The following is a 23939-nucleotide window of genomic DNA, read 5'->3' as shown; positions in this document are numbered from 1 at the left end:
TTAATTAATTTTCTAATTTGTCTCGAATGAGTTTTCTCAATAATCGTTTATCAATCTTTCCGACCGGTGTAACAGGCATAACATCAATAATCTCAAAACGATCAGGCAATTTATATTCAGCGATTCCTAGCCCTCTTAAATATTTTCTCAGTTGTAATGCGTTTATATTCGGATCAGCCGCCACAATAAAAGCACAGCTTTTTTCTCCCATTAAAGGATCAGGCATCGAAACTAAAGCGCTATGGATAACACTTTCATGTTTGAGTAGCAAAGATTCAATTTCTTCCGGAGCAATTTTTTCACCACCGCGATTAATTTGATCTTTCTCACGTCCGACTATACATATATCACCCTCTTTAGTCATATAGGCCAAATCACCGGAATAATAAAAACCTTCTTTGTCGAATACCTTCGAATTGTGCTCTGGACTTTTATAATATCCCCGGAATGTATATGGTCCACGAACGATTAACATACCTGCCGAACCTGGCGCTTGTATATTGCCGTTATCATCAACGATACGCACCTCATCATCTTCACTCATTGGGCGCCCCTGAGTGGTAAATATACGTTCATCATCGTCATTAAGCCGGGTATAACATACCAACCCTTCAGCCATACCAAAAATCTGTTGCAACTTACACGAAAAAAGTTTCGGTATCACTCGCGCCACACTTTCACTTAACTTTGCTCCACTAACTTGTAATAGCCTAAGGCTTTCCAGTGAATATTCATATTTCCGAATCGCCTGAATCCATAACGCCACAGCCGATGGCACCAGTGAAGTCATTGTGACTTTATGTTCACCTATTAGTGGAAAGCAAGTCGTCGGCCCAGGATCTGTTGCTAATATGAGACAACCGCCAGCATAAAATACGCCAAGCGCCCCCGGAGAACTCAACGGATAATTATGTTGCGCAGGTAAAGCACAAAGATAACGGGTTTGTGGTGTCAGCTCACAAATTTCAACACTGCGTCTTACGCTATAATAGTAATCGTCATGCGTCCTTGGAATTAATTTAGGTGTTCCTGTACTCCCACCTGAAAGTTGAAAAAAAGCGACCTCATCTGAACGTGTCACCTCAAAATTCAAAGGTAAATTTGTTGACTCTAACCACGGTTTTAATTCATTGGTATATTGTATTTTGCGGCCATCAATGACGATATTTCTCAGCCGTGGACAATCTATTTTTAATTGTTCCAGGAAATCATCATTCTGCAAAAGTGGATGCTCTGACGAAAGTACAACCAGACTTGGATCAATTTGCTGTGCATAAGCAAGTAACTCTAATTTATTATGGCTAAACAATGCATTAATAGGTACTACACCCATTTTCAGTAGCGCAAAAAATGTAATATAAAATTCAGCTATATTTGGCAATTGTACAATGGCAGTATCACCTCTTTTTATTCCCGCTAACGTTAAATTTGTCGCTAATGCAGAAGATTGTTGATCAAGTTGATGATAACTAAATTTACGATCACCGCAAATAATCGCAATTGCTTCAGGTTGTATCTGACATTGTTTATAAAGTATGTCAGTTAAGGGCTTACCAAGCCAATAACCCTTTTCACGATAACGTTCTGCTAACTCAGACGGCCAGGGTGTAAATTCAATAGACATGATTTTATTCCTTACAATAATATTCAATGTGTTAACAATAGTCGATTACTGTTTATGCACATTTACTTTATCCTCAACCAGAAATATTTCGAACTTTATTTTGTGAGCCGCTTCTAAATAAATGCATTTCGTAACAAACCATACTTAGCGCAAGCGCTCAAAATACAAATTTAATTATCTAAATATATTGCAAAATAAAATCATACTGCTAATAGTTAGTAACGTATAACCTTTAATCCAACAGGGGTAAATTATGTCATGCTTTCCTCCTGGGTATTGGGAACAATATCCGAATACTGCCACCGTGATCACAACATATACTTGCAATGCAGCTTGCAAAGAGTGTTGTTTTGAATGTAACCCCTCGGTAAAAGCGCGTTTAAGCCTGGATGAAATTAAACAATTTATTGCACACTCCAAAGCTAATTTTCCAGGTTTAAAGCTCGTGGTTTTCAGTGGCGGTGAATGTTTCCTGCTAGGTAAAGATCTGATTGAAGCCATTCGCTTTGCCTCAGATCACGGCTTATTAACTCGTTGCGTGACTAACGGTTATTGGGGAAAAAATAGAGAAAAGGCGCAAAAAATAGCCCAAGATTTAATAGATGCCGGCATCACAGAGATGAACATCAGCACAGGAAAAGATCACAGTGAATGGATTCCCCTTGACAGCGTAGTTGCCGCGGCGGAAGCATTGGCCGAACAAAACATTACAACCCTGATTACCGTAGAGCAGGATACCGCTGATTCCGCCATTGCGACGCAAATCACCCAGAACCCGGTCATTAAACGCCTGAAAGAACAAAACAAGATTAATTTACAACGAAATACCTGGATGCCGTTTTATGACACCAGCGAAGAACGGAAAGATGTTCCAAACCGGGATCAGCAACTGGCAAAAGGATGCGATCAAGTCTTCGAAAATATTGTATTGACACCACATGGTGAAATTTCCGCTTGCTGTGGGCTGACATTGGAGCATATCCCTGAAATGAAACTTGGCCGTTTGCAAGGAGGAGATGTATCTCAGCTTTTTAAAAGTCAGGAAGAAGACTTTATGAAAGTATGGTTAAGAACAGAAGGGCCGTATAAGATCCTAAAAAAATATCGCCCGTTGGATAGCAACATTAATCTGGAAAAAATCGTTCACCCCTGCCAAGCCTGTGCTCATTTGCATAAAGACGAAGGAACACGCCGCAATCTGTTAGATAATTATCACAAAGAAATCATTCCCGTGATGAAGAAATTTAATGCTAAAGAAAGACTGGATCTCATCTACTACTCAGCAGAAAAAAATGCCGTTAACTTAACTGAGGAATGAAAAATACGACAGGATCTCATCCATATTTTAACGTTATTACTAACGAATATCGCCAAAATAACGCTTTTTCGACTAGCCAATTTTTATTGAATGAGGTGGTAATCAAGGAAAGGTTTTATTCTTCTTTAGGAATATTTTTACTTACTATTTTGTGATCGGACTCTAAATAAGTGCCTTTTGTCGCAAAACATATTTAGTCTAAACGCTCAAAATATAAATTTAATCAACTAAGCTATTGCAAAATGTCACTATCCAGCTAATAGTTAGTATCGCCTAACCTTTAATTTAACAGAGGATAAATTATTCTATGTTTTTCCATTGAGTATCAAGAATGATAGCCAAATCCTGTCATGATAATCATAATATATACTCACAATGAATATCGCAGGTAAGAAATATCAGTTAGATAATTAATTCACGAAATTATCTCAATAATGAAGAAACTTAATAAGGAAAGGTTACATCTTATCTTATATAACGCTCAATAAAAAAAGAATTCCGTTAACTTATAAAGGAACGAATTATGAAAAGACGTACATTTATTGGCGTGGCTGCCGGCGCAGCTATTGGCAGTGTCATACCCACCGTTAATGCTCGCACTGATAGCAACCGTCTCTTTGGCGTGCCACGTTCATTACTCTCTCCCGGAGAGGTTGAAGAAAATAAGCTAAGGCTGTCAATGTCAAACGCCAAACTTCCCGTTGAAGTTTGGGAAGAGATCATCACCTATAACCGATTCTGGGAAACCCTACAACAGCAGCCCAACCTAGCATTAGAATACCGGGAATCACCGGAAAAAGTGTTAGCTGAATTCGGCATAGACAAAGATATCGTTAGCCCCGGCTCCGCAGAAGAATTACTGCTATTCATCACTTATGACAAAGACTTAATGAATGCGGTAAAAACCAACGACTATGAAGCGCTCTTTTCCCACCTAAAAACTTATGGCCTAAACGAAAGAGGCTCCAGTCTGAGAAGCCGAATCAATCACCATCTCAATCAAGATGCTAGCCTGTTCGCACATTTTAAACAGAACATCGACGCCTATCAGCTCCAAGATACAAACAGTCCTCCTCTTATCCGGCTGAAAGAAATTCTGGAACCCTTAAACCATGAAGATGACACCAGTATTGAGATTGCTCGCCTTGCGGTAGGGGCCAATGTAGTCGCTGCGGTCAACGTGGCTGTCGGCACCCGAGTTGTCGCGGCAGTGAATGCGGCGGCGGCAGTTAACGTAGTCGCCTACTTAAGCCTGGCGGTACAAACAGCGGTTACGGTATGTATGGCGAATTATTTACCCAAACTTGATCATAGCGACCTTTCAACCGGCACGGCTTCTCTTCATCTTGCCAGACTCTATAACAACCAAGAAATGGTCGATGCACTGGTTAAAGAAGCTGTCAGAAGGGAAATCACCGCCTGCCTGTTTGCGGCGCAAAAGTGTGGTTATATCAATCTGCCCGCAACACGTGAAGAACGCAAAGAAGTGATTCATCTCTTTACCGAATTATCTTTAGGAATGGCAGCAGCATGAATAATATCGTGGGATTAAATCCAGACTTCAAAGTCATATTAATGAATGTCGCTATGCTCGTCCTGATCGCTTTAGTTTTTCTGCCTGTACCATACTGGCTCAGTAACAGTAATCCCAATAAGCTGGCGGCAAGTATCGCGACGACTCTCTTTGTCATCATTGCCTTATTTGTAGGCTATCAACTGTTATCAAATAAAGCCGTGATCAAGGAAGAAAAATTATTGATGAAGTCCGGGGTATATTCACACGAATGGGTTATTTCCTCATTACGCCGGGAAGAAGGCGTTTCCCTGGAAGATTTTAGCCGCAGTAATGGTATACATATTATCCATTATTCGTCTGGATATTATCACAAGGGAAAGAATAAATATTTCATTCTACGTGTAAGCAAGCGCCCTCTGATTTGCTTTAACTCAGAAGGTAATATTGGATTATGCATAGATGAATCTATTTTTGAAAAAATAAAGGGCGAGTTGCAAGGTAAAATATAGCGTGGAGCCGCAAAATAATGGAATATAGTGACAATTATTGGCCGTTGAATTATACACAGCTCCGCTTAGCTATCGCTAATACTGTTGCTGACGATAAATCTGTCTTCAATGTCGGTGAATTCGTCAGCTTCAGTGATAATATTAGCCTGGCAAGATTGAAGCAGGCCATTATCACCATTCATCAATTCAATGATGGTTTTTCCTTACGTTACCGTATTGCCGAACACAATATTTTTCAGGAAAAGGGATCTACGCCGGTCGAAATTATACCAATAAAATTGTCAGATCCAGCAGTAGAACCCGCGGCAAAAGCTGATTTTGCCAAGCGAACAACTCAACCGCTAGCGCCTGAAAAAGGGGTGACGATAAGGCATTATCTTTACTTTAATGATGTTGGGTGCTGTTTTTGGGGAATCATCGCGCACCATATCGCCACAGATTATTGGGGCATAGGTCAGTTGATTCACGATGTTTTGTCTTACTATGAACGACAAACATTTCACCCAACAGCAGCGCCTGTTTTTACCTATCAGGCTTACCTTAACGATGTTAAATATAAAGCAAACGCGCATTATGCCAACAACAAAGAGTATTGGAATAATTACCTCAGCCAACTACCTGAATTAGAGGATTATGCCCGTAAACGCCTATTTCCCTCAAAAGCAATGAAAGTAAGCCGGCCGCTCACCGCAAATAACGGTGGTTTTACCTTTAATGATAAGTTAATGATGATACTGGCTTTATGTCTGCAAATGACCAAACGAGGTCGTTTATCAACAAGTATTATCAATTTACCTTTCTCTAATCGACGTGATAAAGGAGAATACCGTTATTATCGCCCGGCAATGAACACCCTACCTCTTATGGTTTCTTTAACTCCGCAGGCAACAATAAAACAGATCCTCGTAGCAATGCAGTCGCAAATTAGTTTACACAGCAAGCATAGTCGTATTGATATAAATGATTTAAACGATGAAGCAATTAGTCGAGCAGATCAATTCACTGCCGCCCCGTATGTTAATTTGCTGCATGAGCTTGAACATGATCTTATGAAAGATAATCGCGCTATTCGCGGTTGTATGACTTCCGGCGCGGTCAATAATTATGGTATTAACATCCGATTCTTTCCTGATGAAAAATCAGCATTAGTTGAATTGGATGTGGGGAGCCGTCTGTATAGTCATTTTGCCGCTCATGCTCTGCTCGATGATTATTTACGTATTTATAGCACTATTGCAGAAAATATTAATGAAACGATCGAGATCTATTGGGAAAAATATAAAGAAATTAAACCAATGGATAATATTACTTCTATCCTATGGCGCCCAGAAAATATTATCGCTAATCACCCGATCAAAGATAATATTATTTCCAGAATAGCACAACTCGTCGAAATATCGCCGAATAAAAAATCAGTTATTTATGGGAATCAAACAGAAATAAGCAGTGTACATTGCCTTAATTACCGTGAACTTTATCACAAATTATTAACTTTCAGTCAACTGCTATTATCCTGCCCGCTACAGAACCGAAGAGTCGCTGTATTATTACCCAGAGGTGTAGATTCCTTATTATCTATATTATCAATCCATACTGCGGGATTATGTTTTGTCCCAATCAATATGACATTTGGGCAAGAAGAAATTAATAATATATTAAATAGCCTGAATATTTCTTTATTAATTACTGCCCGTCGCTATCATGAGAAAATAAACGTTATTAATAATACGCATCTTCTCTTTATTGAAGATATAGAGACTCGCCCTTCCGAAATATTCCTGGGGAATGATATAAAACGTCCCTCAACTCCAGAGGACGAAGCCTATATCTTTTTTACCTCAGGCACCACTGGTATACCGAAAGCGGTACCGATAACATTTAAGGGGCTTTATGCCTATTTGTCTGCAATGACAGAGCAATATGGCATTAAACAAGATGACGTTATTCTCAATTTCAGCACACCGGTTTTCGATGCTTATATTGAAGAGGTGTTTGGCTGTTTTTATCAAGGCGCTACATTGGCGATTGCCAACGATCATATGATCGTTGAGCTTAATACCCTGTTTTCATTTTGCCATGCACAATCAGTCACTATAGTTAACTTTCCTACCAATTATTGGCATCAAATTGTCTTTTTCCTACATGCAGCTATTAAAGAACTCGCCCCTTCGATTAGAATGACAATTATCGGTGGCGATCTGGCAATGGATAAAGCCATCCATCATTGGTTGGAAAAAGTAGGATGCGGTATTTCTCTGATTAACTCTTACGGTCCAACAGAATGTTGCGTTGTGGCTAGCAGTCACAAAATAGATGATAAATTTCAACCCGGTAATATCATTGGCAAAGCGCTAGCAAATACCACTATCGTTATTCGGGAATATGGAACTGACAAGATCATTAATGGCAGTAGTGGAGAGATATGCATCCGTGGCGATTCTATCTGTGCCGGATATATTAACGATAATCAGTCAACTTCACGTAAATTCCTACAATTGAACGATGGAAAAATCTATTATTTAACCGGAGACCGTGGATTTTACGATGACCAAGGGAATTTAAATTTCATTGGTCGCTTGGATAAAGAACGTAAAATTGACGGAAAACGTGTTGATTTGGATGAAATGCAAAAATTACTTACAGCGGCGATTAATATTGATGACATTCATTTAACGATAAAAGAAAATGAAACTGGATATCAATATATTAATATATTTATACCTGATGGTTCCTACTCAATCACACGTCACGAAATCGTCTCATTCTTACGTGGATGTTATCCAAAATTGCAGGTGCCTTTTATTGTCGAATTAGCATCATTCAATGATTCTATCCCAGTGTCAGAATTGAATAGAGATGATAATATTTCGCAGATTAACGAGGAAAAACGAGAAATATTTTTTACTCTATGGCGGGAAGTTTTTGGTGATAGCGATAACGTTATTGATGAAGAGACTAATTTCTTTGACGCAGGCGGTACTTCGCTGAAAGCATTATTGTTAATTAATAAGATCCAGCAACGCTTTAATTGTTCTCTCCACCTGGAAGATTTTTATCATGCCCCTAGATTAGGCTATCTATTACAATCTGTCATTCAACAAGGGCAAATACCGATTTTAACCGATAAAAATAGCACTAACCTGACAGAACAACACGACCAATATTATTGGATTATCGATACTATTTCTAATCGATCAGGCGCTCATAATATTCCACTATATTACCATCTGGCCGGTGAGATTGATTTAAAGAAATTACGTTACGCTTTGCTGTATACCATGCAATATTTCCCTGCCCTCTGCCAAAGAGTCACCATAATAGATGGGCAACTCTCTTTAACCTTCTCACCTGCCGCCGAAGAGAATCTGCCTTTCGAATATATCGATTTAACTCATGCTACCGGCATCAATATTGAAATTTCATTACGCAAAATCTTAAATGATATGGCATTTAAGCCGATGACATTGCAAGATAATCCACCAGTATATTTTAAGTTATTAAAAATAGCAGAGCACGAACATTACCTGCTATTAAATTTCCATCATGCATTTTGTGACGGGATGTCGATTGCTCATGTGTTGCAAAAATTATCTTCCGCTTACGCAGATCATGCGCCAAAGATTGCAGCCGCTACAGAAACGGACATTAATGTCATCAATCAGCGCATGTCAGACGAAACATTAAATTTTTGGACAGAAAAATTGTTCAACGTACTTTCGGTTGCCGGACAACGTAATGATACATCAGAAGTTCATCAGAGAATCCGAGGACGGCGTTATTCAATGCCATTGTCTCCTCAATTAATTGCCGCGCTATCCAACACGCAGAAAGAACATGCGGTGACTCTGGAACATATTGTAACTGGCGCATTTCTGATGACCATTAATTCATTACTCAATAAAGATGAGATTATCGTAGGTATTCCTTGTGCCAACCGCGTTCCTCCCATATCGTTTGACAGCGTTGGTAGCTTCGCAACAACACTACTGCTGCCCTGCGTTACTGCGGAAACTTCGCTAATTAACGTATCTAAGTATGTCCGCGATTTTCTGGCAAACGCGAATAAGCATTCCAATATCTCGCTGGCCTATTTAAAACAACATCTTCACCACCACCACGGTATGCAATTGCCGGAAGTCACTTATTATTTTTCTTCTCAAATAGGATTTGAAACTGATTTATATCTTGGTGAAACCCGTTGCATCAAGGAAAAAATCAAGGGGCTCAAACCTAAAGGAGATATTGCGCTCGAACTGATCAATTTGCCAACCGGAATAGGGCTGGAATGGCTCTACGATGATGATATTTTCTCTGAAGATATTATCAGCGACATGGGGCTGTTTTTGATTGATTTATTGGATTGCATAGGCACTCAGAATGATCTGATGTCTGGCGATACGGAACGATAACAGATACGGAACGATAACAAATAGTAAAATGGATGCTGATTGTGCTGGTTAAAAAAAAGAAATGGGTGGTTATCACCATTGTCATGATCGCTTTTCTTGCCGTGGCTTATAACAACTTTAGCCAAAAAGAGACATCTGCGGTGATGACAGAACAAATCGTCACCGGAACGTTAGGTGACATCATTACTACGGTAAGTGCTGCCGGTGTTATACAACCAACCAGACAGGTCAATGTTGGTAGCCAAATCTCAGGCCAATTAACTAAGTTATATGTTGAGGTCGGGGATATCGTTGAAGCAGGTAAACTGGTCGCCAGCATTGATGATACTTTTTATCGTACTAAAGTTGAGGCCAGCCGCGCACGGTTAGAAAAATTGCGTGCCATGTTGCAGGAGGAACAATACGCCTATCAACTTCTGGTCATCACGGAAAAGCGCCAAAGAGCGCTTAACCTGCGCTCCGCAACTAGTCAGCAACTGCTGGATGAAGCCGCTTTCGGCGTTAAGAAAAGTCAGGCAAGAATTGAAAGCCTCAAGGCAGATATCAGGCAGAATGAGCATATTTTGCATAGTGAAGAAGTCAGCCTCAGTTATACCCAAATCTATTCACCTATTGCCGGCGTAGTGACTGCAATCCATGTTGATCCAGGGCAAACGCTGAATGTCAATCAACAGACACCAGTTCTCATGCAAATTGCCGACCTCAAAAATATGACGGTTTATGCAAAAGTTTCCGAAGCAGATATTAACCAAATCGTGACAGGGCAAAAAGCCTCCTTCAAGATCTATGGCGCAAATCAGCATATATGGCACGGCAATGTTAAGAAGATTATGTATAAGCCCGATCTCATTAATAATGCCGTTTATTATACGGTGCTATTTGATGTTCCTAATAATAATTTCCTGCTCAAACCCAGTATGAGTGCGGATGTCACTATTGTGACCCACGAAAGCATCGGAGTCGTGACCATACCCAATGACATACTGAATAATAAACGGCATCAACCTTTGAATGATGATCTAACTACCTATTTTTTACGTGAGATGAAAGAGGGAAACATTGTAGTAAGAAAATTGTTGATCGGCCATAACGACGGAAGACGTTCAGTCGTTGTCAATGGATTGCAGAATAACGAGCAGATCGTTGTACTTTCCAAGCAAGATAATCTTGGGGATAGGAACAATGATAACGCTAAATAATATCTGCAAAACCTACGGCAATGAAAGTCAACAGCATCTGGTCCTGAAAGATATTTGCTTAACCATAGACCAAAATGATTATATTGCTATTCTTGGTCGCTCTGGCTCAGGGAAAAGTACCTTATTGAATATAATAGGGCTTTTGGATATCGCCAGTGCGGGTGAATATCTTATTAACGATATCACGGTGACTCAGCAAAAGATTCACTCATTGGCGCTTTTACGGCGAAAATATTTTGGCTTTGTTTTTCAGAATTATAATTTGCTTGAAAACTACCGCATTGATGAAAATATCTCAATGCCCATGTATTACTTAAAAAGAAACTTTGATTATGACAGAGAGCATTTCCACTACTTAATCGATCGCCTCCAGCTTAACAATTTATTAGATAAATACCCGCGCCATCTGTCAGGGGGAGAACAGCAACGGGTTGCCGTAGCTCGCGCCTTGATCAACAACCCAAAGTTTATTATCGCCGATGAACCTACCGGCGCATTAGATACCACTAATGCGACCAATCTCATGCAACTTTTTACTGAATTACATCATAATGGATGCGGTATTATCCTGGTAACACATGACCAAGCTGTCGCCAAATATGCCAAACGCAAACTATATCTGGATAACGGTTGTCTGGTGACTCAATGAGCATGAGTAAAATAACCTTAAAACTCAATGTTTATTCGACGGTTATTCTGTTTAACCTCAAGATGGCGGTACGCTCTCTTGCCGCTCATAAAACACGCGTCTTCTTGACGCTATTATGCATTGCCATCGGGGTAGCTTCGATTGTGATCATGCAAGCAATTGGTACAGAAACCAAGCATCATATTGTCAAGATGGTCTCTTCAATGGGGAGTAATATCATTTCAGTAAAATACAAGGGACAAGAAAACGGGGCTTTCGATTCCCATGATAATTATCTGACACCAGAGGATATAACGTCACTTTCAAGTAACCCATATATCAGCCACAGCACCCTGTTTTATACCGCGCCAGGAACCATAGTTTCCCCACAAGGCACTACTGATGGTCAATTGATTGGCGCCAATGCAGATATCGCGATTATCCGTAATCTGGTGATTGATCGTGGACGTTTTTACACACCACAAGAAGATGCAGCTTTGGCAAATGTCGTTGTTTTGGGAGCCGCTCTGGCCGAACGACTTTTTCCACAAAAAGAAACCGCATTTGAGCAGAACATCAAGATCAATGATATCTCGATGCAAGTTATTGGTATCTTGACACAGAAAGGCGAAGGCATGGATGCCGGTGTCGACGATGCCGCATTTTTGCCAAGCAATAGCTATCTGGTACGGCTGTTCGGTCATACGCCTCCTGGCGGCATGGTGTTGAAAGCCAAAGACGCCTCTCATATTGAGCCGGTTAAATATGCTGTTGAACAACGATTGTCACGGTTTAAACATCAACAAAGCTATGAGATACGTAATACCACGGAATTGTTGAAAACATTGCATGAAACCCAATCAAAAATTAACCTCTTCCTATTGTCAATATCATCAGTGACCCTCTTTGTTGCGGGCGTCAGTGTCATGAATACCATTCTCATCAGCGTCAGAGAACGTAGAAGAGAGATTGGTATACGACTTGCCGTAGGAGCAAGTTATTCCGATATTTTTTATCAGTTTCTTACCGAAGCATTTTTGATTTCATTATTGGGAACACTATTAGGACTGTTATTCTCATTTATCGGTTTCAGAATTTTATTACTATTTGATATTGCGGTTGGTTTCTCTTTCTATTCCTTTTTACTCGCTTCCCTCGCAGCCTGCTTTATTACCGTTGTGTTTGGTGTATATCCATCACATCGCGCAGCCGCATCGGCGCCAATCGAAGGTATCAGAGAATTGTAGCTTGTTTTGTTTCATAACACCTTTTGGAGACACAATGAAAAATCAGCTTATCTATGAAGTTTTACATCGAGAAATCAGAGCGCTTCATCCAGAAGCAGAGGAAATACCGGAGGATGAAAATCTTTTTGATATCGGTTTCGATTCGGTAAAAATGCTGATGCTAGTTGATCGGCTGAATTATGCAGGTTATCCAACCAACTTTGCAGATTTAGCCCGCTGGCCGACAATCAACGATTGGGTCAAACTGCTCGAAAAAGATAAATAGCGCTGTCTATTTCATTGACGAATGGTGGATGATCCATGCAGCCAAATCTGCAATTACCTGCACCGGGATCTGACCTGGTTGCAGATAATCCTCTCCACCATCGCACCCCATTGTGGGCAATAAAATATGATTCAATCCAGTGTAGAGTTTGAATTCTGCCTGCCTATTATTTTGCAGTGCAGTTTTCCACATCGTAAAATCAACATTATGCAAAATCTGGAAATCCTGATCTCCCTGAGCAAAAAATAACGGCATTGCAGGCAAGCTGTTTAAGCAGTCAAATGCATGATAATTCTCAATCTGTTTGAGATAACTATCCGGCACTGACAAAAAGCTCTCAAGAGATACTGTATCTTGCTCTTTCCCGCTGGGTAATTGGGATAAAATCACCCGGAGTAAATTACGGAAAGGCGCCGCCAACATCGCAATGCCCGTAATATTTAAACCCGATTTTTGCTGTAAGTTCTTTGCAATTAATGGGCTGACATATCCGCCGAAACTGTGCCCAACCAGAAAGACTGGTACATCGTGTAATTCAATATGTCCCATTAAACCGGTCAGAATATTACAAGCATCGTCAACAATTTCCGTATTGAGATCGACAACCTCAGGGTCCATATTTCTCTGCCGGATACGGTAATAGCGTTTGTCAAAACGGACACTCGCAATGCCATATTGACTTAATTCATGCGCCAACATACGAAACAGTGGATTAGGCCCAACATCATAATCCATCGAATGCGGACCAGAACCCGCAAGCAATAGTACAAGCGCTTTGACATTATGTGGCGATGGCAAACATACCAAACCATCCGGGACATCTCTAAGACCAAACGTCTTTAACGTTTTTTCGATAAAAATACCCTGTTTTGCATACGCATCAGGTATTGGGCATCGAGATAATGTGAGAGAATCAATTTGCCGATCTTTAATCCCAATATAAAGATTGAGCTTTCCATTGAGAGTATTTAGCCGCAGATGACAAGCACCTTGCTGCCGATAAATAATATCGATATCTGAGTTACACAAACTGTCTGCCAATACAGTTAAAGCTAAATCATCAGCCGCCATACGCAATGATTCATTCATTAATTCCCTGGCTGCTTCCCATTGCTCATTAAGCAATGTGGTTATTAATATCTGTATTTCACCTTCCAATGTGGCAATTAAGTTTTTAATAAGCATGTAATTACTCAACTTCCTACGGCCACAACCGTGATGTATGCACTAAAGCTAAAATCCAGACAAAAACCAGTCACTCCCATATTGCCTCGCTATCGCAAAGCGCCTGAGGTGTCCAAATTACGTTCACTTACGAGCCTTAACCTGTTCTCTTCGAGCCGCAAAAATCGCTTTTACGTCGTGATCACGCAGATCTGATTCAAGTTTCATAGTAAAAACAGCTTGTTTACCCATAGTCCCTCCTCGTTTGATATAAAAAAATATATACCATTTCATTATTGACATCCACTCCTACCGACTTAGCCAGGAGTGGATATCCAATGGATTATGTTAACTCTCTCCGCTGTTGAACGGTAACAATATGATCCGCTTTAGCGAGAAGATCGGCATTATGCGAAACAACAATCCACAGACCGGGCCAGCGCTCAGGTAAAACAGTCCATAAACTACGGGCCGTATCCGTATCTAATGACGAATCACAGTTATCAACAATATAAACGTCAGCAGGACGACATAACATCCGGGCCAATGCCAAACGTTGACGCTGGCCGCCAGATAATTGACCGGCACTGCCAGAATTAATAACGGTATCAAGCCCTTCTGGCAATTCATATGAGCCGGGCGTCAGACCGACTGCCTCCAGCGCCCGCACCATGACATCATCATCGATATCTTTATCACCCAACGCGAGGTTTTGTCTTACGGTTCCACCAAAAAACCCCGCTTTCTGCCTGGCATATCCGATACGTGGATTCCGCCACCAGTTTTCATTTCCCAGAACCTCTTTGTTATTCCAAAGCACACTGCCGGAACTGGATTTTTCCAGACCAATCAGGTAACGCAAAAAGGCGGTCTTACCCGAACCAATATCACCAACAATGCCAATAACCTGATTAGCTGTTGCCTCAAATGAAACCGGGGGTTGGTTTTTGGAATATGTCAGATGACTAACGCTCAGCTTATGCAGAATTTCACCTTGCCCATATTCTTTGGTTTCTTTTTTATCTACTTCATTTGCCAGAAACTGTCTGATTCGTCCGTAACACACATCAGCATTTTTGTAATAGGCAACTGACCGACCAAAGAAAAGTATCTGTTCACTGATCCAGCCGATATAGGTCAAAAACAGTGCCAAATTACCTACAGTAAAACTGCCATCGACGATTCGTTTACTTACTATCAATAAAACAGCCGACGTCCCAAGTATGACAATATTTTTGAACAGCCCAGAAAGAAGGTCAGTAAATACCTGATGTTTGGCTTGAATAGCCCGTCGATTGACAAATTTCTGCGATAACCGCTCAATCTGCCCTTCCATTTTATTACCAAGGCGCAGATCGCGTATTCCCGTTAAGACATCAGTAATCTTGCCGGCAATGTCCCCTTGCGATTGACGTTTACTCTTCTGTAAATTCCCTACCTTGCGTTTAAGTATCGCCCCGACCCACAGGCCCACAATCATAGGCATAAGAGCAAGTGTGGTTATTATGTCAGTGTTGATAAGCACAACTAATGCGATAATTAAAAGTAATGCACGGTAAATAAAATCAGAAGTCCAACTCAGAAATTCCGCAATTTCATCACTATCATCACGAATACGGTTCAGAATATCGCCTTGAGAAAAAGCCTGTCTCTGATTGTGGGAACAATGGCTCACTCCCCACAAAACCCGTTCTTTCAGATAAGCGCTGACCTTGAAGATCAACGTAAAATCAAAGGTTAATCCCAAGAATAAAAATAGCGATCGCAAAACCATAGTTGCAATCGCCGAAGCAAGCAACCACCAGACGACAGGGTTAGTCGGCTCATTCATCGCTCTATCAAGTAATTTGCTGATTTGGTAACCAATCAACAGAGGAAAACCATGCATCAGTGTCCACACAAACATGGTAATGAAATAGAGAGGAGCAAACTTTTTTATCAGCTCAGTCAAGGCCGGTAACATTTTCAGTTTAGTTGATACATTGGATATAGTCATACCATGAGCCCATCATGATTACTCGTTAACATTGCGATTTCTGTTTCAGGGATTCGTTGTTGAATCCGCCCATCATCGATAATGATAATTTCATCAACCACCGAAAGCGTGTGAAGGCGATGTGCAACCATCACGACAGTGCAATTGCGGCTTAACTTTTCAAGCAATTTCAGCCAACTCTCTTCCATTCGGGGATCAAGTTGAGAAGTTCCTTCATCAATAATCACTAACGAGCAATGCTGCAACATCACTCTGGCGCCCGCTATCATTTGAATTTCTCCTGCTGATAGCATCAGACCATTAGTACCAACCTGTGTATCAAGACTATCAGGTAATGCCCTAACCCATTCAAGCGCATCTAATTCTTGCAGAACCGCCCAAATTTGGTCGTCAGATATTTCACTACTGAAAAGCGTTAAATTTTCCCGCAATGTTGCGGAAAACAGATGAGAACGCTGGCTCAAGACAGCAATCTTTTTTGCAAACTCCTCAGGTTTAATCGTTGAGACATCGACATTGCCAATGGTCACTCTTCCTGAATCAGGTCGCGCAAATCCACACATCAAATTAAGAATGGTACTTTTTCCCGCCCCCGTTCTACCAATAATGCCAATTTTACTCCCCGGAGCGACGTAAAAATTAACGCCATGCAAAACTTGCGCTTCTTCTCCGTTATAACTGAAATCAACATTATCGAAATGGATCGAGAGAGGACCATCAGGCAATAAATTATCCGATGATTTATCAGGAGTACCTTCATTTAACATTTTTGCCGAAAGTGACAAAGCAGCAAACAATTTCTGTATCAACTCTATTTCTGATGACATATCCTCCACCGGTTCCCGAAGTTTATCAACATAGAGATAAACCATCGTTAATGTACCGATACTTAAACTGTTCTCACCAAGTAACTGAAGCCCAAAGCCAAACCCGATACCGAAACAGAGTGCAAAAAAGAGCTGAGTAATTGGCCAAAAAGCCCTGCCGCCAATATAAGCGCTACGTTCAAATTTGAGCAATATTGACAACATTTTACGAAATGCAATGGCAGGCCAATGCGCCTGGGACAATGGTTGTAAATCATCCATTGCATGTAATGAATCACCGACAAAACCAAAGATTCGGGCTTTTTCATTTCGCGCAATTAGCCAGCGACGGACAGAAAGTCTGGTTAATTGAATCAACACATATGCTACTAGTATGACGACGACAGTTATGGCAATACCTGCCTGAGGCATAACGCTGAATATAATTATCAATGTCCCTAATGTCAGCGCTAAATTAGCAATGGCTTTGAAGCCTGCTTTAGAAATCGTTTTTCCTATAATATCTGCGTTACCTTCGATATTTTCCAGCAACTCTCCCTGTGATCGTCGTTCTATTTCCAATACAGGCAACACTGTCATCACATGGCGAAAAAGCTTATATCTAATAGTATCAGCAATACCCCAACCGGCTTTGGTGCTCATGTAACTGGTTACCAAATTACCGATAACACCAATCGACGCAATAAAAACATAAATGATTGCCAACATGATAAGTTGATCAACAGTCGTCCCTGATGTCGCCTTATCAACATAGTTCCTGATAATATAAGGACCGCTTAGATCACACGATAATGTAACGGTTAAGGCCAAAAACGCACATAGAACAGTCCCCTTAAATGGTATGGCGCTTTGTAACAATACCCGCCATACAGTTAAATTCTCTGACATCACGCTTTTCATCTTTAGGTTATGGCACCTCATCAAAATTAACGATGTTATTTGCAACATCAGTGTATGCAGCCAACATCAAGGTTATTAATAACAGATCGATCACAACAGTAAGATCTGGTTCACATTTAGCAAAATGCAATTATCGCAAAATATTCGCATTTATCACGATCTGATTGAAATGTTTATAAACGCTATCACAAGAAAATAGCCGAAAAATAAAATTGATACCTTATTTTACAATGTCAATACCTTTATTAGGTTATTTAATATACTAATTGTAAAATATCTCGCCAATATGAATAATAAATAATTTATTCCAAACAACAAATCATAGATGGAGTAAAAAATAACAATAATTCCAATGAATTATAATGATTTTTTAAATATATAGCGATTATATAAATGAATTCCTATTCAATATTAACATGCCTTAAATTGTTCTAAACTTAAGCAAATCACCTCTTACAAAGAGGTAGTCTATTCTATAATTGGATTAATTCATATTAACTACTTCATTGTCGGATAATATTTGGTCATAAAAAGCCAATGAAAAAATTACAACCAGAATCACTTGAGCCAATAAAAAGGGCCTTTCGGCCCAAGTAATCGTTTGCGTAATTAGTCCAAAATAACACCGATACGGCGCGCTACTTCCTCATACGCTTCAATTAGGCCACCAAGGCTTTGACGGAAGCGATCTTTATCCATTTTGTTCAACGTCTCTTTGTCCCACAAACGGCTGCCATCAGGAGAGAATTCATCCCCTAGAACTATCTGACCTTTGAACAAACCAAATTCCAGTTTGAAGTCAACCAAAATCAAACCAGCATCATCAAACAATTTGCTCAATACTTCATTAGCCTTGTAGCTCAATTCTTTCATTTCAGCTAGATGTTCTTTGCTAACCCAACCAAAAGTTTCACAATAAGATTCATTCACCATTGGATCGTGCTTAGCATCATTTTTCAGAAACAGATCGAACAGAGGTGGATTCAATACCAAACCTTCCTCAATACCAAGGCGTCTAACTAATGAACCCGCAGCCCGATTGCGAATAACACATTCAACCGGCACCATATCCAGCTTTTTAACTAATACCTCAGTGTCCGATAACAGACGCTCCATTTGCGTCGGAATCCCTGCTTCTGCCAATTTGCTCATAATGAAATGGTTAAATTTATTGTTCACCATCCCTTTACGATCAAACTGTTCAATACGTTCGCCATCCAACGCTGATGTATCATTACGGAACTCCAGTACTAGCAAATCAGGATCGTCCGTGGTGTACACCGTTTTTGCCTTTCCACGATACAACTCAGCTTTTTTTTGCATCTTATATACTCCAGAGATATTACTATTGTATAAACACCATAGATAAATAATAAAACAGATTGTCGATAAAATCCTGTCCAAAGGGCTGATTTTTTCTATAGTTATCTGATTAGTCTAAAAAACAGCCAAATTTCATGCTAAAAAACCGTCTGCCTATCAATCTCAAGGCAAGCTGATGACCTTCGAAAAACTTATCCTCAAAGGTTATATGGTAAGTAAAGCTAACAAAAAAATTGCTCGATTCTGTATTTCTGGATCGTTAAGAACCCAAAATACCGTGAATATCTTAGCAATATGGTAACCAACGATAGTCAGCGATATTAATTTGAATTTCCTGAGTTTCAGGAAGAAATTATATGAAGGGGATATTCTTAACACAGCGCTATGTTAAATCAAAGCGCTAACTAAACAGCCAGCGCTTTGCCAATAATCTGAGGGGCTAGCTTATAATCCTGCGGTCTGGCTGAAAGCGGCTTTCAACGCTGCAACCAATTCATCATTTTGTGATTGGGTCAACGGTTTACCTTTATCACTAATAAACTGTAAGCTGCTCCGGTTATTCAAATCACCAACCTGTAATTTGTAATCACCTTCACTAATGGATGGTTCACTAACCCCCATTGATTTCCAGCTAGATGAACTGAGGCTTTTATAAGTCACAGTAATAGCCCCGGTTGAACGGCTGCGGCTACCCACTTTCATGCCTACTTTTTCCAGTGCGGCCGGTAATCTATCCCAAACAATATTATATGGCGCACGAACAATCATCTGAGGTAATCCAGAAGTATCACCGCCACTCTGTACCTCCAATGGGCCTAGATTACGCGCCACAGCATCATCGCTAATGCGTTCGCGCTGTTGGTTCACACCTTCAATTAATTCATTGAGCATCAGTGAGTTATAACGCTGGATTTCAATAGGATCAGTGACCTGTCGATCACCTTGTCTCAGCCCTTCATTAGTAACGGATAATTCAATCTGATAGCTCTGGCGTACAACATTAATACGATGACGAGTCTGATATGGAACATTTTCATCTGCACGCGGCCAATCGATCCAATCAGTTGTCAATGTCTGGCTAGCATCATCGCGTTGGCTAATTGGATAACCTTTTTTCAACAGAACATTGTTAATCTGTGACCACAGATGACTATTCTCAGGCGTGCTTTCAAGCAGCAATTTACTGCTCTTTGCACTGTTTTCAGTACGGGAACCACTCAACAGGGCCAGTGCCTGAGATGGCGGGCGAATATCAAGCGCTTTCCCAACCTGCCCTTTAGAGGATATTGCTGGAATATCATATTCACCATTCTGCAATGGCAATACCATACCCGCAGGAACTTTCAACGCCTTCAGGGGAGGTGTTTCAAGATATGTGTCATCATCATTGACTTGGCGCTTATAACTTTGGTCGCCAGAACAGGCTGCCAATAACACGACAAGTGACATACCAGCAACCTTTATCACCTTCGATTTTTGCAACAATATTGCCATTAAAATTCCCTAAATTTTACAGTAATCCGGCCGTTTTCAAGGCTTTTTCAACTGAGACTTTTCCTGCATCTGTCAATGGCGTCATCGGCAGACGCACGGTGTCACCAGCAATCAAACCCAGTTTGTAACATCCCCATTTAACTGGAATCGGGTTAGGTTCAACAAATAGCTGACGATGTAAATCCATCAGGCGATTATTTACCTTACGCGCCTCTGCAAACTGGCCGTTTAATGCCAATTCACAAAACTTAGCCACTTCAGGCGCTGCAATGTTTGCAGTAACAGAAATAACCCCTTTGCCGCCAAGCTGAATAAAATCCAATCCACTTGCATCGTCGCCACTCAATAAGATGAAACTATCATCATTAACCAATTCTTGGATTTGACTAACACGATTTAAGTTCCCTGTAGCTTCTTTAATTGCGACAATATTTTTAATCTTCGCCAAACGCGCTACAGTTGACGGCAGCAGATCACACCCAGTACGAGAAGGCACATTATACAGAATTTGTGGTAAATCGGTATTTTCAGCAATTGTTTTAAAATGCTGATATAAACCCTCTTGCGACGGCTTATTATAATAAGGCGTTACCGTTAGGCAACCAACAACGCCGCTGTTTTCAAAACGTTTCGTTAGGGATATTGCCTCAGCAGTCGCATTTGCACCTGTTCCGGCAATAACCGGAATACGCCCATCAGCCAATTCTACGGTTGTCAAAACAACATCACCGTGCTCATCATGACTCAATGTAGCAGATTCGCCGGTTGTCCCTACCGAGACTATCGCTGATGTCCCACTAGCAACATGGTAATCGATTAACTTTTTCAAACTGGCCTTATCAACCTGACCGTTCGCATCCATTGGTGTTACCAGCGCAACAATGCTACCTGTAAATTCAAATCTCCCGCTAGACATTACATAACCCCCTATACAAACAAGAACTTCATGGTACTTTTTAGTCATCCAGAAGGAAACTATTTAACGCGGAATTTCAATGAATTTTGTTAATACCAGATAACCTCTATTAAAAAGAAGTGATAACCAAAGTAATTTGTTGAAATTCAATGGCTGGGAATGGCAGTACAATAGCGCAACTTTGATGCAATTGGCCTTGGCAGTATAGCCTTTTTATGTTTACCTTAACGAAACCATAGCAGAGAAGGAAAAGTGACTTTGCCACAATCAGAACAACATTTTCTCGTTATAACCGCTTTAGGCGTTGACCGTCCGGGTATCGTCAACACCATTACTCGTCTTGTGAGTGAGTGTGGTTGTAACATTGAAGACAGCCGCTTAGCCATGTTCGGTGAGGAATTCACCTTCATTATGCTGCTTTCCGGTAGCTGGAACGCTATCACAATGATTGAATCCTCACTACCGCAGAAAGGAGCCGAGCTCGATCTTCTTATCGTCATGAAGCGCACAAAGTGCGATACCCATACAACATTTCCTTCCACGGTCTCCGTTAAGGTTGATGTTGATGATTCACCCGGTATTGTCGAACAGTTTACCAGTCTGTTTACCACACAGGATTTTAATATTGCTGAACTGGTATCAAAAACACAGCCGCCAGAAGGCGATATCCCTGCTCGGTTGCAGATCCAGATTACCGCCCATAGTCTATTAGAGGATGACGGCATAATTATTAAGCAGGCGTTTAATAAGTTATGTACAGATCTAAATGCACAAGGCAGTATTAGTATTCTTGAACCACTTTAGTTGAAAGATTAAACGGAGAATACAGGATGAACCCATTGAAAGCCGGTGATAAGGCCCCTCAGTTCAGCCTTCCTGACCAAGATGGAGAAACAATCAATTTATCTGATTTCGAAGGCCAGCGTGTTTTAGTCTATTTTTATCCTAAAGCAATGACTCCTGGTTGCACTGTACAAGCCTGTGGTCTGCGCGATGAAATGGATAAATTAAAGGAATCAGGTGTTGAAGTGCTAGGCATTAGCACAGATACCCCAAGTAAATTGTCACGCTTTGTGGAAAAAGAAATGCTGAACTTCACATTGTTGTCCGATGAGGATCATCAAGTTGCTGAACAATTTGGCGTCTGGGGCGAGAAACAGTTTATGGGCAAAACCTATGATGGTATCCACCGTATCAGTTTCCTGATCGATACCAACGGCAATATAGAGCACGTTTTTGATAAATTTAAGACCAGTGATCACCACCAAATCGTGGTGAATTATCTGAAACAGCACCCTTAAGAAAATGATTCAAAATTTAATCATGCTCATTTAACAGCTCAAGATGCCAAAGGCAAGTACGGGAGGGATATTCCCATCCCGTGCTTCCTCTAATGACAGGTACCTGTACCATTAAAAATAAATTTACTCTTTTATTTCATCGTCTTCTGTTATAACTATCTCTTCCGGCCATGCATGGATCACTGCTTTAATTAGCGTCGCCAGCGGAATAGCAAAAAATACGCCCCAGAATCCCCACAACCCACCAAAAGTAATCACAGAAAGAATGATTACCAGAGGGTGCAAGTTTACAGCTTCAGAGAATAAAATCGGCACCAGCAAGTTACCATCCAGCCCCTGAACGACCAGATAAGCAATAATCAAGGTCCAGAAATCTGTCCCGACGCCCCATTGAAATAACGCAACCAGTACAACAGGAATCGTGACAATCAGCGCGCCTACATAAGGAATTAACACTGATAGCCCAACTAAAACAGAAAGCAGTAATGAATAATCCAATCCAAGAAATGCAAACACCGCATAGGTACAAATACCGACGATCGCCATCTCCGTGACTTTACCTCGAATATAGTTAGTAATTTGCTGATTCACCTCGCGCCATACTTGCCCGGCTAAAATACGGTTACGCGGCAGAACCCGTTGCAATGCTTGCAGCATCTGGGTTTTATCCTTTAGCAAGAAAAAGGCCATCAGCGGCACCAGAATCAAATAGATAGCTAGCGTTAATAAACCAATCAATGAAGCCACCGAAAACTTCACCACAGAGTCACCGGCAGTTGAAATCTTACTACGTAGATTTTCGGCCATCATATCAATGATGCCGGCATCAACCAAAACCGGGTAACGGGCCGGTAATGTTTGGGCATATTCATTAAACCGATTAAGCATATTGGGTATATCTGACAACAGATTAATCCCCTGCTGCCATGCGGTTGGCGCGACAATCAGGATGACCAACAAACTGATACCGGAAAAAATAACCAGCACAATACAAACAGCCACTGTGCGTGAACATCCCAACCTTTCAAGTTTAGCTGTCGGCCATTCCAGCAAGTAGGCAAGAACAATCGCTACCAGCAAAGGCGCCAAAATGCCATGTAAGAAATAAATAATGCCAAACCCTGCCAAGAGGATGACAAATAACGCAATAACTTGCGGATCAGTAAACCGACGGCGATACCACTGTATAATCATATCCAGCATTAACCAGGCTCCTTGATAGCAATATTCATATTTCTATTTTTCTTAAAAATTGTACTAATTGATTAATTTTAAGGTACCCTTGTTTATCATACACGCATTA

At 40.7% G+C, this 23939-nt stretch carries 18 protein-coding genes; 10 read left to right on the top strand and 8 right to left on the bottom strand.

Annotated elements, in window-relative coordinates:
- Positions 1-4 precede the first annotated feature (4 nt).
- Positions 5-1624, bottom strand: a complete 1620-nt coding sequence (locus TI10_RS00465; RefSeq protein ID WP_049581224.1) for a (2,3-dihydroxybenzoyl)adenylate synthase — start codon at positions 1622-1624, stop codon at positions 5-7.
- 253 nt (positions 1625-1877) lie between these two features.
- On the opposite strand from TI10_RS00465, the gene TI10_RS00460 reads away from it, so the two are divergent.
- From TI10_RS00460 to TI10_RS00425, 8 genes are all read left to right on the top strand, one after another.
- Entirely contained in the window at positions 1878-2942 is a 1065-nt protein-coding gene (locus TI10_RS00460) for a radical SAM protein (protein WP_049581223.1), read from the top strand.
- A gap of 523 nt (positions 2943-3465) precedes the next feature.
- Positions 3466-4476, top strand: a complete 1011-nt coding sequence (locus TI10_RS00455) for a hypothetical protein (RefSeq protein ID WP_049581222.1) — start codon at positions 3466-3468, stop codon at positions 4474-4476.
- Positions 4473-4967, top strand: coding sequence for a hypothetical protein (locus TI10_RS00450; RefSeq protein WP_049581221.1), 495 nt, complete (start codon positions 4473-4475; stop codon positions 4965-4967). The genes TI10_RS00455 and TI10_RS00450 overlap by 4 nt, the downstream gene beginning before the upstream one ends.
- A 17-nt stretch (positions 4968-4984) precedes the next feature.
- The gene (locus tag TI10_RS00445) at positions 4985-9376 is read left to right on the top strand and encodes a condensation domain-containing protein (RefSeq protein ID WP_049581220.1); all 4392 of its coding nucleotides are present in this window, start codon (positions 4985-4987) and stop codon (positions 9374-9376) included.
- Positions 9377-9417: 41 nt separating this feature from the next.
- Positions 9418-10575 carry an efflux RND transporter periplasmic adaptor subunit gene (locus TI10_RS00440; RefSeq protein ID WP_049582112.1) on the top strand — a complete coding sequence of 386 codons (1158 nt, stop codon included), beginning with the start codon at positions 9418-9420 and terminating at the stop codon, positions 10573-10575.
- The gene (locus tag TI10_RS00435; protein WP_049581219.1) at positions 10559-11224 is read left to right on the top strand and encodes an ABC transporter ATP-binding protein; all 666 of its coding nucleotides are present in this window, start codon (positions 10559-10561) and stop codon (positions 11222-11224) included. Before TI10_RS00440 ends, TI10_RS00435 begins: the two co-directional genes overlap by 17 nt.
- Positions 11225-11226: 2 nt before the next feature.
- Positions 11227-12450, top strand: coding sequence for an ABC transporter permease (locus TI10_RS00430; protein ID WP_080984991.1), 1224 nt, complete (start codon positions 11227-11229; stop codon positions 12448-12450).
- Between the two features lie 34 nt (positions 12451-12484).
- The gene (locus tag TI10_RS00425) at positions 12485-12715 is read left to right on the top strand and encodes a phosphopantetheine-binding protein (protein ID WP_049581217.1); all 231 of its coding nucleotides are present in this window, start codon (positions 12485-12487) and stop codon (positions 12713-12715) included.
- Positions 12716-12721: 6 nt separating this feature from the next.
- On the opposite strand, the gene TI10_RS00420 is transcribed toward TI10_RS00425, so the two are convergent.
- From TI10_RS00420 to dapA, 6 genes are all read right to left on the bottom strand, one after another.
- Positions 12722-13900 carry an alpha/beta hydrolase gene (locus tag TI10_RS00420; protein ID WP_049581216.1) on the bottom strand — a complete coding sequence of 393 codons (1179 nt, stop codon included), beginning with the start codon at positions 13898-13900 and terminating at the stop codon, positions 12722-12724.
- A 322-nt stretch (positions 13901-14222) separates the two neighbouring features.
- Positions 14223-15875: an ATP-binding cassette domain-containing protein gene (locus tag TI10_RS00415; protein WP_049581215.1), complete on the bottom strand. Its 1653-nt coding sequence runs from the start codon at positions 15873-15875 to the stop codon at positions 14223-14225.
- Complete coding sequence (locus TI10_RS00410) at positions 15872-17602, bottom strand: ABC transporter ATP-binding protein (protein ID WP_049581214.1); 1731 nt, start codon at positions 17600-17602, stop codon at positions 15872-15874. Before TI10_RS00410 ends, TI10_RS00415 begins: the two co-directional genes overlap by 4 nt.
- A gap of 609 nt (positions 17603-18211) precedes the next feature.
- Positions 18212-18925, bottom strand: coding sequence for a phosphoribosylaminoimidazolesuccinocarboxamide synthase (purC, locus tag TI10_RS00405; protein ID WP_049581213.1), 714 nt, complete (start codon positions 18923-18925; stop codon positions 18212-18214).
- Between the two features lie 444 nt (positions 18926-19369).
- Positions 19370-20419 (bottom strand): outer membrane protein assembly factor BamC, encoded by a 1050-nt coding sequence (gene bamC, locus TI10_RS00400; RefSeq protein WP_049581212.1) that lies wholly within the window; start codon positions 20417-20419, stop codon positions 19370-19372.
- 16 nt (positions 20420-20435) lie between these two features.
- On the bottom strand, positions 20436-21335 hold the full coding sequence (gene dapA / locus TI10_RS00395; RefSeq protein WP_049581211.1) for a 4-hydroxy-tetrahydrodipicolinate synthase: 900 nt from the start codon (positions 21333-21335) through the stop codon (positions 20436-20438).
- 258 nt (positions 21336-21593) lie between these two features.
- Here dapA and TI10_RS00390 point away from each other — a divergent pair, with 258 nt between their 5' ends.
- Positions 21594-22139, top strand: coding sequence for a glycine cleavage system transcriptional repressor (locus tag TI10_RS00390; RefSeq protein ID WP_049581210.1), 546 nt, complete (start codon positions 21594-21596; stop codon positions 22137-22139).
- A 26-nt stretch (positions 22140-22165) separates the two neighbouring features.
- On the top strand, positions 22166-22636 hold the full coding sequence (bcp, locus tag TI10_RS00385; RefSeq protein ID WP_049581209.1) for a thioredoxin-dependent thiol peroxidase: 471 nt from the start codon (positions 22166-22168) through the stop codon (positions 22634-22636).
- Between the two features lie 123 nt (positions 22637-22759).
- Here the strand turns inward: bcp and TI10_RS00380 are convergent, their stop codons facing one another.
- Positions 22760-23839, bottom strand: coding sequence for an AI-2E family transporter (locus TI10_RS00380; RefSeq protein WP_049581208.1), 1080 nt, complete (start codon positions 23837-23839; stop codon positions 22760-22762).
- Positions 23840-23939 lie beyond the last annotated feature (100 nt).

Origin of the sequence: Photorhabdus luminescens subsp. luminescens, from assembly GCF_001083805.1 — a bacterium.
Lineage (GTDB): Bacteria > Pseudomonadota > Gammaproteobacteria > Enterobacterales > Enterobacteriaceae > Photorhabdus > Photorhabdus luminescens.
This window is presented reverse-complemented; position numbering and strand designations above follow the sequence as displayed.

Bases quoted from the DNA above. Each gene is read 5' to 3' on its own strand.
- TI10_RS00465 (WP_049581224.1), bottom strand. From the start codon at position 1,624: ATGTCTATTGAATTTACACCCTGGCCGTCTGAGTTAGCAGAACGTTAT.
- TI10_RS00460 (WP_049581223.1), top strand. From the start codon at position 1,878: ATGTCATGCTTTCCTCCTGGGTATTGGGAACAATATCCGAATACTGCC.
- TI10_RS00455 (WP_049581222.1), top strand. From the start codon at position 3,466: ATGAAAAGACGTACATTTATTGGCGTGGCTGCCGGCGCAGCTATTGGC.
- TI10_RS00450 (WP_049581221.1), top strand. From the start codon at position 4,473: ATGAATAATATCGTGGGATTAAATCCAGACTTCAAAGTCATATTAATG.
- TI10_RS00445 (WP_049581220.1), top strand. From the start codon at position 4,985: ATGGAATATAGTGACAATTATTGGCCGTTGAATTATACACAGCTCCGC.
- TI10_RS00435 (WP_049581219.1), top strand. From the start codon at position 10,559: ATGATAACGCTAAATAATATCTGCAAAACCTACGGCAATGAAAGTCAA.
- TI10_RS00430 (WP_080984991.1), top strand. From the start codon at position 11,227: ATGAGTAAAATAACCTTAAAACTCAATGTTTATTCGACGGTTATTCTG.
- TI10_RS00425 (WP_049581217.1), top strand. From the start codon at position 12,485: ATGAAAAATCAGCTTATCTATGAAGTTTTACATCGAGAAATCAGAGCG.
- TI10_RS00420 (WP_049581216.1), bottom strand. From the start codon at position 13,900: ATGCTTATTAAAAACTTAATTGCCACATTGGAAGGTGAAATACAGATA.
- TI10_RS00415 (WP_049581215.1), bottom strand. From the start codon at position 15,875: ATGACTATATCCAATGTATCAACTAAACTGAAAATGTTACCGGCCTTG.
- TI10_RS00410 (WP_049581214.1), bottom strand. From the start codon at position 17,602: ATGAAAAGCGTGATGTCAGAGAATTTAACTGTATGGCGGGTATTGTTA.
- purC (WP_049581213.1), bottom strand. From the start codon at position 18,925: ATGCAAAAAAAAGCTGAGTTGTATCGTGGAAAGGCAAAAACGGTGTAC.
- bamC (WP_049581212.1), bottom strand. From the start codon at position 20,419: ATGGCAATATTGTTGCAAAAATCGAAGGTGATAAAGGTTGCTGGTATG.
- dapA (WP_049581211.1), bottom strand. From the start codon at position 21,335: ATGTCTAGCGGGAGATTTGAATTTACAGGTAGCATTGTTGCGCTGGTA.
- bcp (WP_049581209.1), top strand. From the start codon at position 22,166: ATGAACCCATTGAAAGCCGGTGATAAGGCCCCTCAGTTCAGCCTTCCT.
- TI10_RS00380 (WP_049581208.1), bottom strand. From the start codon at position 23,839: ATGCTGGATATGATTATACAGTGGTATCGCCGTCGGTTTACTGATCCG.